General features: G+C 57.1%; 9 protein-coding genes. 2 read left to right on the forward strand and 7 right to left on the reverse strand.

Annotated features, from left to right (window positions below; translation table 11 throughout):
* From NW849_RS12645 to NW849_RS12660, 4 genes are all read right to left on the reverse strand, one after another.
* Nucleotides 1-353, reverse strand: a 353-nt coding sequence (locus tag NW849_RS12645) for a response regulator transcription factor (protein ID WP_414358009.1), incomplete at its 3' end; no start/stop codon positions are given.
* A gap of 104 nt (nucleotides 354-457) precedes the next feature.
* A complete protein-coding gene (locus NW849_RS12650) occupies nucleotides 458-1060 on the reverse strand; it encodes a pentapeptide repeat-containing protein (protein ID WP_414358012.1) in 603 nt (200 codons plus the stop codon).
* A 61-nt stretch (nucleotides 1061-1121) separates the two neighbouring features.
* Nucleotides 1122-1991 (reverse strand): DNA-formamidopyrimidine glycosylase, encoded by an 870-nt coding sequence (locus tag NW849_RS12655; RefSeq protein WP_414358015.1) that lies wholly within the window; start codon nucleotides 1989-1991, stop codon nucleotides 1122-1124.
* A gap of 46 nt (nucleotides 1992-2037) precedes the next feature.
* Complete coding sequence (locus tag NW849_RS12660) at nucleotides 2038-2262, reverse strand: photosystem I reaction center subunit IV (protein WP_011432873.1); 225 nt, start codon at nucleotides 2260-2262, stop codon at nucleotides 2038-2040.
* A 119-nt stretch (nucleotides 2263-2381) separates the two neighbouring features.
* Between NW849_RS12660 and NW849_RS12665 the strand changes: the two genes are divergently transcribed.
* Together NW849_RS12665 and NW849_RS12670 are read left to right on the forward strand one after the other, a co-directional pair.
* Nucleotides 2382-3266 carry a penicillin-binding transpeptidase domain-containing protein gene (locus tag NW849_RS12665; protein WP_414358017.1) on the forward strand — a complete coding sequence of 295 codons (885 nt, stop codon included), beginning with the start codon at nucleotides 2382-2384 and terminating at the stop codon, nucleotides 3264-3266.
* A 116-nt stretch (nucleotides 3267-3382) separates the two neighbouring features.
* Nucleotides 3383-3535, forward strand: a complete 153-nt coding sequence (locus tag NW849_RS12670; RefSeq protein ID WP_011429120.1) for a chlorophyll a/b-binding protein — start codon at nucleotides 3383-3385, stop codon at nucleotides 3533-3535.
* 232 nt (nucleotides 3536-3767) lie between these two features.
* Here the strand turns inward: NW849_RS12670 and NW849_RS12675 are convergent, their stop codons facing one another.
* The 3 genes from NW849_RS12675 to uvrC all read right to left on the reverse strand — a co-directional run.
* Nucleotides 3768-5456: an NAD+ synthase gene (locus NW849_RS12675; RefSeq protein ID WP_414358020.1), complete on the reverse strand. Its 1689-nt coding sequence runs from the start codon at nucleotides 5454-5456 to the stop codon at nucleotides 3768-3770.
* 37 nt (nucleotides 5457-5493) lie between these two features.
* Nucleotides 5494-8703, reverse strand: coding sequence for a PAS domain S-box protein (locus NW849_RS12680; RefSeq protein ID WP_414358023.1), 3210 nt, complete (start codon nucleotides 8701-8703; stop codon nucleotides 5494-5496).
* Between the two features lie 206 nt (nucleotides 8704-8909).
* Nucleotides 8910-10758: excinuclease ABC subunit UvrC (gene uvrC, locus NW849_RS12685; RefSeq protein WP_414358026.1), on the reverse strand; the 1849-nt coding region annotated here is incomplete at its 5' end.

The raw sequence follows: 10758 nt of genomic DNA on the forward strand, positions 1-10758 counted from the left end.
CGGATGACGCGGGCCAATTCCGCCGGGTCGGTCTCTTTGGAAAGGTAGCCTTTGGCCCCGGCGCGGCGGGCTGCCTCAATCAGACCCGGCTCCTGAAAGGTGGTCATCATCACCACCACCACCGGCAGGCCCAGCTCGGTGATTTGCTGGCAGGCGGCGATCCCATCCCCATCCGGCATGCGCACATCCAAAATGGCTACGTCGATGGGGCAACTGCGACAATGGTGGACGGCCTGGGATCCCGTCTCGGCTTCGGCCACCACCTCAAATCCTTGGGCTTGCAGGGCAAACTTCAGCCCCAACCGAAAGAGGGGATGATCGTCGGCAATGAGAACGCGGACAGGGGGAGTCATGGCAGGGGATCCCAGCCGAGGGGGTGCTGGTTTTAATCTGCCCAAGGGGGGATCCCAAATAAAGCGCCCTCACCCCCAGCCCCTCTCCCTTGGGGAGAGGGGGGTTATGGCTTCACCAAGACCATGCCGCGGGCCTGGGGGTCAAAGGTGGGATCCAGCCGGGTTTGGGCATTGTACAGGGCGCCGGTCAGATCCGCCCCCTCCAGAAAAGCGCCTCGCAGGTCGGCCCCCCGCAGATCGGCATTGTGTAACTTGGCCCCTGTGAGGTCGGCGCCGGTGAGGATGGCTCGACGCAAGTCGGCCCCGCTTAAGTTGGCCACCTGCAGATTGGCACCCGTCAGATCTGTCTGCTGCAGGTTGGCCTGCGCCAGATCGGCTTCCCACAAGAAAGCCCCTGCCTGAGCTGAGCCACTCAGATTGGCCCCTCTCAAATCGGCCAAGTTGAGGATCGCTTGGGAGAGGTCGGCAGCTTGGAGATTGGCCTGTCTGAGGATCGCTTCTTTTAGGTTGGCCCCACTGAGGTCAGCTCCCGGCAGTTCTGCCCCCGTCAGGTCGCAGGCGGGGCAATCTTTGCTGGGAGAAACAATTTGGGATCGGCCCAGTTGGGCATCCAACTCCAGTTGGGCAAAGGCCGCAGCCCCTGGGAAGACCACCCAGCCGAGCAAACTCGCCCCACCCCAGAGCTTTGTGAACCGGAGCCATGCCATTCTTTTCACCGGATCCCCTGCACTGGCGATGGTAGCTGCTCCGGAGCCCAAGCGCTCCCCCTCACCCCCAACCCCTCTCCCCAAGGGAGAGGGGGGTTTTGAGTGGCTGGCAGTGGGGGCAAAAGTGAGCCGACCGACCTGCCAGCTTCATCCGCTGAATTGGGGTGCCACAGAGGCGACAGGGATCCCCTTCCCGACCGTACACCCACGCTTGCCCTTGATAGTTGCCGTTGAGCCCACGCAGATCCCGGTAATCCCGCAAGGTGGTGCCCCGCTGCTCCAGCCCGGCCCGTAACACCTCGATCAAAGCTTCTCGCAGGCGTGCCTTGGCCACATCCGAAAGCTGAACTGCTGGCGTCAAAGGGTGAATGCCGCTCAGAAACAGGGCTTCGTCGGCGTAAATGTTGCCCACCCCGGCTACCAGCGATTGATCCAGCAGCGCGGTTTTAATAAGACGGCGGCTCTTCTGTAGGGCAGCCTGGAAATAGGCCTCAGAAAAAGCTGGCGAAAAGGGCTCCGGCCCCAAAGTCTGCAGGGTGGGGATCACCGCCTCCAGCTCAACACCGGCAGGCACCAGCCACATCTGGCCAAAGGTGCGCTGATCCACAAAGCGCAAGTCCCACCCTGGCTCGAAGGCCAGGCGAACGCGAGTATGAGCCGATAAGGGCGTGGATCCCTGTACCCAGAGCAACTGCCCGGTCATGCGCAAATGCACACCCAGAACCGCTCCCGAATCCAGGGATCCCAGGAGATACTTTCCTCGCCGCTGCCACTGGGTAAAACGGGTGCCAATCAAGCTCCGCCCAAACATCTCCCCTGCAGGGTAGGCAATGGTGCGGGCCAGGAGCACCTCCACCGCAAGTATCCGCGGCCCCAGGGTGAGGCGTTGCAAATCTTGCCGAACTGTTTCAACTTCCGGCAGTTCAGGCACAGAACGACTTGCTCAAGAACACAGTCCCCGGCATCAGAACTTTGGCTTAGCTGGCCGCAGCTTTGGCCTTGGCTTTGGGAGCTTCCAACACTTCCAGTTCATCTTCGCGGAAGTTGTTGGTGTTGATGTTGTAGTAGTTGATCTTGTCGAAACGAACGATCACCGGGTAGAGAATGCCGCTGGTATCCACCGCCGCAACCGTTCCCACATCCCGGTACCAGTAGGATTCTTTCCGCAGCACACGGACTTTGGCACCACGCTGAATTGCCATGAGGGTTATCTCCATTGACCTGAACTCAGATTACCCTAGTCCGTGAGAAGGCTGCGATTTCCGAATTTTTGTAACAGGGATCCGCTTTTGTCTGGCTGGGTTTTCGGGGCCAACAGCAGATGAACCGTCGCACCTGTGGAGCCTGGCTGTTGGGTTCTGCTTTGACCTGGGGCTTGCAGGGGAAATCTGCAGGGCTGCCCCATCCGCGCGATTTTGCCGCCGTCCTCAACCTGAACACCGGTCGTTTAACAAGGGTTTGGCAGCCGGAGCAGGCTTCCAGAATCAGGGCCAGCCCTGGCTCAACCGTCAAATGCGCCGTTGCCGCCGCTGCTCTGCAGACTGGGATCAGCTCTGGGGAGCGCTTGATCCACTGTCCGGGTTGGTGGGATCCGCCGCCGCAACTGGGGTTGGGCCGCCTACCCTGCTGGGATCCCCGCGGACATGGAACCTTGAACTTGCGCCAAGCCCTGGCCCAGTCCTGCAATGTGTACTTCTACCAGTTGGGCTGGGAGCTAGGGGCCGATACCCTGGTGGAGTGGCTGCGGCGCTTCGGCCTAGGGAGTGTGCAGAATACAACTCCGGCTCCGCTCTTGGCGACCGGTCTGGCTGGGCCGGTGGATCCCTGGGAGCTGTTGGTTTATGGGGGCGTGATTGCCCGCCGCGGTGTTCCCCTTTCTGGCGAGGTCTCCCTGCCTGCCCTCTCTTTACCGGAGTGGATTTGGGAGGCTCTCCATGCTGGCATGAGCCTGGCAGCAACAGCGGGCACCTGTCGCGGCATTGCCCCAGAAGGGATCCCAGTGGCAGCCAAGTCTGGCACCATCCTCAATCCTCAACGACGAGGACGACCAATTCTCTGGGCAGAAGATTTTCAAGCCTGGTTGCTGGCCTTTTGGCCCCTGCCGGATCCCAACTGGACGCTGGTGCTGCACCTGCATCAGGGCAAAGCCTATGAGGCGGCCATTCCCCTGGCGCGGCAGATCATCGCCGCCATCGGCAGCGGGTGACCACCTTGCTTGCGATCATGAAGAAATGCAAACTATACTGAAGGTCAAGTGCCGTTCTCGTTTTCGTTCTTTACGGATCCCACTCCCTGTCGTTCCCATCTACCCTGGAGGTTCTCATGTCTAACCCCAATTTGTCTGAGCCCAAGTTTGGCTTTAACGAGTATGCCGAGCGCCTCAACGGTCGGGCTGCCATGATTGGCTTTGTGTTGGCCATTGTCATCGAAGCGGTGACGGGCCAAGGCGTTGCTTCCTGGCTGGGCCTGATCTAAGAGACCTCAACTTACCGCCTTTTGGCTTTTCCTTGGGTCTGCTGGCTTGCAGGCCCTTTATTGTATTGAGCAGGGTATTGAGCAGGAAGCGTGACTGCACCAGTTGTAGCCGTTCTGAATGGCAACAAGGCTTGAGCGGGCACCAACTACTCCAAGCAATTCCGACAGCGCCGAATCTTTCCCTTTCTCCCTCTGAGGGAGGAGCTGGTGTGAGGGTATCCCACTAGTTCCATTAGATGATCCCTTCTTGACGCTTGGCGATTGGCATCCGCCAGCCGGTGCCGAAGGCGCGATCGGTGATGCGCAGCCCAGGGGGAGCTTGGTGTCGCTTGAACTCGGCATTCTGAACCAGCCGCAGCACGTGCTGCACCGTGTCGGGATCGAACCCTTGAGCCACCAACTCGGGGCCGGATTGATGCTGCTCGATGTGCCGCTGCAGGATCTTGTCCAGCAAATCGTAGGGGGGCAAGCTGTCGCTATCTTGTTGGCCGGGTCGCAATTCCGCTGAGGGGGGCTTGGTCAGCGTAGCAAGCGGGATCCGCTCCTGCTGTCGGTTGATCCAGCGAGCCAAGCGGTACACCCAGGTCTTGGGCACATCGGAAATCACCGCCAGGCCGCCGGACATATCCCCGTAGATGGTGCAGTAGCCCACTGCTAGCTCTGATTTGTTGCCTGTGGTCAGCAGCAGCCGCCCGAACTTGTTGGAAAGGGCCATGAGGAGGGTGCCGCGAATGCGAGATTGCAGGTTTTCTTCCGTGATGTCTGGGGGGAGGCCGGCAAAGGGCTCTGCCAAAAGCTGGTGGTAGCTCTCCATGATGGGCTGAATGGGCAGCTTTAGGGTAGGGATCCCCAAGTTTTGCGCCAGTTGGTAGGCATCGGTCAGGCTGCCAGGGCTGGAATAGGGAGAGGGCATGAGCACCCCCAGCACCCGCTCCGGCCCCAAAGCATCGGCAGCAATCACAGCAGTGACGGCAGAATCGATCCCTCCCGACAGGCCCAATACCACCTCGCGAAAGCCACATTTGCTGACGTAATCGCGGGTGCCCAAAACCAAGGCTTCGTACAGCTCGGCTTCTGGTTCGGTCGGCCAGCGGGATCCCGCGGTCGGTGGGCTCTGGTCTGGGTTGGGAGACTGCGTCAACTCGTCCACATCCAGGATGAGGTGATCCGGCTGAAAGGCAGCCGCTTGGGCCACAACCCGACCCCAGCGATCCAGGGCGCAACTGGCCCCATCGAAGATCAAATCATCATTGCCCCCCACCTGATTGACGTAGAGAATGGGCAGGGCGTGCTTGCGGGCCAGGGATCCCAGCATCTCCACCCGCAACTTCTGTTTGCCCAGGCTGAAGGGGGAAGCCGAGAGGTTAATCAGCAGGTCGGCACCGCAGCGGGCCATCTCTTCCACCGGATCCCAGTGGTAGCGGCGGTGCTGCCAAAAGTCGCGGTCGTTCCAAATGTCTTCACAAATGGTAAAGCCCAGGCGGCGGCCACGGTACTCGATGGGTTGGGGCTGGGATCCCGGCTCAAAATAGCGATCCTCATCGAAGACATCGTAGGTGGGCAAGAGCGACTTCTGAAACCAGTGGCGGATCTGGCCCCCCTCCAGCCAGGCAGCAGCATTGTAAAGGGGCCGACCCTCAGGCAGAGGATTGGGCTGCACGGATCCCACGACCACCGGAATGCTGGCCTGTAGCCGACTGGCCAAGTGCTGCAAAACTTGGTTCGCTCTCTCGATCAGGGCCGGGTAGAGCAACAAATCGCGGGGTGGATATCCCAGCAACGCCAGCTCCGAGGTGATGGCCAACTCTGCTCCCGCCGCCGCCACTGCCTCAACCGCTGAACGGATGCGCTCGGCATTTCCGCTTAGATCGCCGACGATGTAGTTCAGTTGCAACAGCGCTACCTTCACCCTGCCCCCCATATGGTAAATCTCACCATAAGTGGCCCAAACCGAATCGTCAACAAGATTCTGCTGCGGGCAAGCGAAGAATAAACGTGGTTTGGTGGGCAGTGCTTTCCACCTGCAAAGAGCCGCCCAAGTGGTTGGCAATGGCTTGGGCCAGAGCCAATCCCAAGCCTGTTCCCCCCTGCTGCCAGGGATCCGAGTGGGGGATGCGATAAAACTGCTCGAAAATGCGTTCTTGTTCTTCGAGGGGAATGGTGGTGCCCGTGTTGGTCAAGCGCAGCTCCCAGCGGTCGGAACCCAAAGCAACAGCCTCTAGGACAATGTGTTCGCCGGCGGGCGTGAATTTGTGGGCATTGGTCAAAAGCTCACAGACCAAGCGTTCCAACAGGCGGGGATGGGTGTGCAGATAGGGCAGGTGGGGATCCCAGTGAACTTCTAGGGTTTGCTGCCGCTTGCGCATCCGGTCTTGGAACCGATTGATAAGAGGTGCCAAAAGGAGAGGCAGGTTAACCTGCTCAGAGGGCAGCTTGAGCGTATTGCCCGACAAATTTTGTAGATCCAGAAGATCGTTAATTAGGGAGATCTCTCGCTCGCACGCCTGCTCCAGAACCTCAAGATACTGGATTTGCTTGGGGGTGAGAGGAGAAACTTGATGGCTCAGTTTCAGCAGGTGAACCGAGAGGCTAATGCTGGTAAGGGGAGTGCGCAGCTCATGGGAGACGGCGGCCAGGAAGTTATCCCTAATTTGGCTGAGTTTTTTCAATTCCGTCACCTGAGCCTGGCTGCTGAGGTAGAGCCTGGCCTGTCGCAAGGCAATCGCGCACTGGGCCGCCATTTGCTGGGCCAAATCGATTTCCCAATCGCTAAAACTCTCCTCAGGAGGCCGAGCCAGCCACAGATCCCCAAGAATGCCCTGATCGTCCGCAATGGGGCAGGCCAGCTTGGTCAAATAAGGGGGCAAAGTGTCGGGATCCCGTTGACGATCCCGGGCGCACAGTTGAAAGCACCAGCCTCGCCATAGCTGTTCGTAGAAGAGGGGAAAATCTTTCATCTGAACCCGAGCGCCGATCCCAGAGGTCGAAAGCGTCGTGTATTCATAGCTGATCAGGGAGTAGGTTCGGCGGCTATCGTAAAGGCCGACATTGCAAAAAAGAACGCCCAAAAATTTCCCCAGCTCGTTCACAACCGTCTGCAAGATCTGCTTTTCGTCCAGAGTTGCCCGTATCTGATGGGTAAGGCGGCGCAGAATCGATTCAAACTGCAGACTGCGTTCCAGTTGCTGGGTTCGCTGTTGCACCAGGGCTGTTAATTCAGCTTCTCGTGTTTGCTGGGCCAGCTCCAGGCGCTTGCGCAGGGTGATATCGCGCACCAAAACAATGGCCTCATCCGGCCCAAAGGGCAACAGACGGGCCTCGCGATATTCCGGCAATGCTTCCGCCGCGTCTTGAGAAATTTGAGGAAGCGGATATTCAATAACCTGAATTTCTCCCGTTTGAAAGGCTTTCTCTAGCAAAGGGGCAAAGTAGGTTTTCCAATGCTCTGGAAACAGATCTTGAATGTATTGGTTGAGATAGCGGTCATCGGGATAGGCGGATGCAAATCCTCTGGGGGGCTTATAGGACAAGACTAGCCCTTGCCGATCCACTTGCAAAAGCATATCTGGGATCGCTTCGTAAAGAGCGCGGTAACGTGCTTCGCTGCGGGCCAGATCGGCCAAACTTTCTCGCAGGTGAGTTTCGGCCCTTTTTCGCTCGGAAATATCTTCTAGAAATTGGATGGCAAACAGAGGCTCGTTTTGAGCGTTTCGCACCGCGAAGAGTTGTAAGCGAACCCAGATCTCTCTGCCATCTTTACGGCAAATCACCTTTTCATATTCATAGTTGTTGGTGTACCCGGAAAGCAGTTCATTCCAGAGTATCTCGCCCCGTTCTCGGTCTTCGGGATAGGGAGTGTAATCTTCCGCTTTCAGAGCTGACCAATCTTCCTCGCTGTACCCTGTAATCTCTGCCATTGCCGGGTTGAGGCTGAGATACCGGGGATCAGGATCCAAGCTCATCAGAGCAATCCCTTGGCTACAGAAGTTGAAGATCCCCTGCAATTGGTTTTGAATTTCCTCAAGAGCAGATTTGATGGATCGGCGCTCGCTAATATCATCCAGGAAGTAAACGGCAAACAGAGGCTTTTGTTCTTCATCTCTCACAACATAAACCTGAGACTTTACCCAGATGATTTGGCCATTCTTACGGGTGTAGGGATGTTCCCATTCATAATGACTGCGCCGGCCATCAACCAACTCCTGCCAAAGTTTTTTTAGAGTTTCAACATCGGCCAAGTCTGGGATACAAGCCTCCAGAGGCAAAGCCTTCAATTCCTCTGCAGAATATCCTGTTATATCCTTGAGGGCTGAGTTCATGCCATGCGGACTAGCTTCTGGCTCAAGAGGCAGCAGAGAAATGCCCAAATTGCAGGACTCTACAATACCCCAGAATCGCTGTTGAATCTCCAACAAAGCCAGCTCTAGACGCTTACGCTCGGTAATATCTTGAATGCAGCCAAGCACGCAATCTGCTCCGTAGGGAACTATGCAAATTTCTTGGTAACGGAGCTCTCCCGCTGAGTTGGTTAGGGGATATTCCAAGGTTTGCCGGGATCCGCTGCTCAAGCAACGGTCAATCAGCCTCTGCAGTTGATCGCCAACCTCAGGGCCGAACAGCTCTCCCACTGCTTTTCCCTGAATATGCTCTGCTGAGAGTGAGGCAACACAAGCATTCTCCGGGGAAGAAATCAGCTCCAGGCATTTGCCTTCTTGGCTAAAGATCATTAAGGCTTGTGGGATAGCACAAACCAACCTTTTGTAGCGGAGTTGGCTCTCTGCAAGCGCTTGTTCAGCCTGCTTCCGCGCCGTGATATCTTCCACATACCCCTCAAAACAGAGGGGATCCCCTGCCGGATTGCGGACAACTTGAATTTGTTCTCGCACCCACAAGTCCAAGCCCTTGCGACTGTGGATCAAAAACTCTCGCGCCACTCTCCCGTCGCCGACTTTGCCTGCAAGCAGATCCTGGAAAATCTGACGACGACCGGCAGCATCGACATAAAGACGATGGCCAAAATCCGACAGATGGCGCATCAGATGAGCGGAGGAGGCATAGCCATATATCTCGGCAAGCTTGGCATTTGCAAACCGGTATCGTCCCTGCAGATCCACACGAAAGATCCCAATGGGGGCATTTTCCAGGAGCACATCAAGTTCGGCCAGCATCAGGATCCCCTATTGGCAAGCAGTACCAGGGCACTGAGAACACCTGTCCTTGGGATTATGTATCATTTCTGCCTTAAGCGATGTTTCCCGCACTACAAGTTCCCCCCTAACCCCGTAAAATCACGGGCGAGGAAGGGTGCTCAGGCTTCTGTGGATATCACCCCACCGAGTGCTGGGGGAGCAGGGATCCCTGCGCGGATTCTCAACTACTCCACCTGCGCTGTCTCCGGGGATCCCGCCTGAGTTTCCGGGTGAAAGTAGCGGTAAATCTGTCGGGCAATCTTCGGGCCAATGCCGGGCACTTGAGCCAACTGGTCTTCTGAAGCCACCTGAATGCGGGCAATCGACCGAAATTCTTCCATCAGCAGCTTTTGCCGATACTTGCCCAAGGCGGGGATCTCGTCCAGCGTAGAGGCATGTTGACGCGCTTTCCGTTGCTGGCGATGAAAGGCGAGAGCAAATCGGTGGGCTTCATCTCGCAGGCGTTGCAACAACAAGCGAGCCGGATCTTGGGCCGGCAACCGCAAGGGCACGGGATCCCCCGGCAGAAAGATCTCTTCTTCTCGTTTGGCCAAGGCAATCACCGGCAGGTGATCCAGCCCCAAATCCGCCAAGACGGCCATGACTGCCGACAACTGCCCCTTGCCCCCGTCGATGAGCACCAAATCCGGCTGATCCTCAGGGGTCATTTTGCTGAAGCGACGCCGGGCCACTTCTGCATGGCTGGCAAAATCATCGGAGTGACCGGGGCGCACCTCAGGGTTGCGAATCTTGTAGCGGCGGTAGTGCTGTTTGGCAGGCAGGCCATCGATAAACACCACCTGACTGGCCACAGCATCGGATCCCTGGATGTGGGAAATATCGTAGGCTTCTAGACGGCGGGGCACATCCGGCAAATCCAAGACTTCTGCCAAGCGCTCCAAGGCCGCGGCATCCCGATCCGCCAAGCGCTGGGCGCGGGTTAGCTCCAGTTCGGCATTCCGCTCGACCAACTCGATCAGCTCGGCTTTGCTCTGCCGTTGGGGAGCAATGAGGCTGACCTTGCGGCCTTTTTTCTGACTCAGCCAAGACTCCAGAAAATCGTGATCGGGCAATTCATACTGGGTCAAAATCTCAGAGGGAATTTCCACCGGATCGCAGTATTGATAATGCTCTTGTAAAGCCCGCTGCAAGATAAGGCCTGGGTCGTCACCGCGGTTTTCGGCCACAAACCCCAGCCGCCCCACCAACTTGCCTGCCCGCACCTGAAACAATTGAATGCAGGCTCGTGAATCATTCATGGCCAAGGCCAGAGCATCACGGCTGACGGTAGAGTTAGGCAAAGAGACCTTCTGGGATTCTCCCAATTGTTCCAAACCGCGAATTTGATCCCGATATCGTGCGGCTGCCTCATAATTTTCCTGTTCGGCGGCCTGGATCATCTTCTCCTGCAGCTCTCGGATCAGCTCATCTGTCTGGCCTTGGAAGATCATGGCCACTTGAGTCAGCGTTTTGCGATACTCTTCTGGGCTGATCAAGCCTTGGCATACTCCGGGGCAGCGCCCAATGTCGTAGTTCAAACAGGTGCGATCTTTGTACAGAGGTTTGGGCCGTTGGCGCAAGGGAAAAATCCGTTTGACCAGTCCAAGGGTGTGGCGCAATAGACCAACATCCGTGTAGGGGCCGTAATATTTATCTTGATTCCGATCAAGGCGACGATGGCGGGTGATGTAAAGCTGGGGATAAGGCTCTGACCAGGTAATGCACAAATAGGGATACTTTTTATCGTCCTTAAGGAGAACATTATAAGGGGGCTGATGGGTCTTAATCAGATTGTCTTCTAGGGCTAGGGCTTCACTTTCATTGTCGGTTACGATAAACTCGATCTCGCAAACCTGAGCTACCATGCGCTGAATGCGAGGGGACAGGTCGCCGGTGAAGCGGAAATAAGATCGCACGCGAGAGCGCAATTTCTTGGACTTGCCTACATAGAGGATCTGATCCGTGGCATCTCGCATTAAATATACGCCGGGTTCAGCAGGAATCTCCTTGAGACGGCTCTCTAGAACGTCACGG

Origin of the sequence: Synechococcus sp. R55.3 (assembly GCF_047461975.1) — a bacterium.
GTDB lineage: Bacteria > Cyanobacteriota > Cyanobacteriia > Thermostichales > Thermostichaceae > Thermostichus.

Coding starts and splice junctions, on each gene's coding strand:
- NW849_RS12680 (WP_414358023.1), bottom strand. CDS start 8,703: ATGCTGGCCGAACTTGATGTGCTCCTGGAAAATGCCCCCATTGGGATC.
- NW849_RS12675 (WP_414358020.1), bottom strand. CDS start 5,456: ATGGGGGGCAGGGTGAAGGTAGCGCTGTTGCAACTGAACTACATCGTC.
- NW849_RS12660 (WP_011432873.1), bottom strand. CDS start 2,262: ATGGCAATTCAGCGTGGTGCCAAAGTCCGTGTGCTGCGGAAAGAATCC.
- NW849_RS12670 (WP_011429120.1), top strand. CDS start 3,383: ATGTCTAACCCCAATTTGTCTGAGCCCAAGTTTGGCTTTAACGAGTAT.
- NW849_RS12650 (WP_414358012.1), bottom strand. CDS start 1,060: ATGGCATGGCTCCGGTTCACAAAGCTCTGGGGTGGGGCGAGTTTGCTC.
- NW849_RS12665 (WP_414358017.1), top strand. CDS start 2,382: ATGAACCGTCGCACCTGTGGAGCCTGGCTGTTGGGTTCTGCTTTGACC.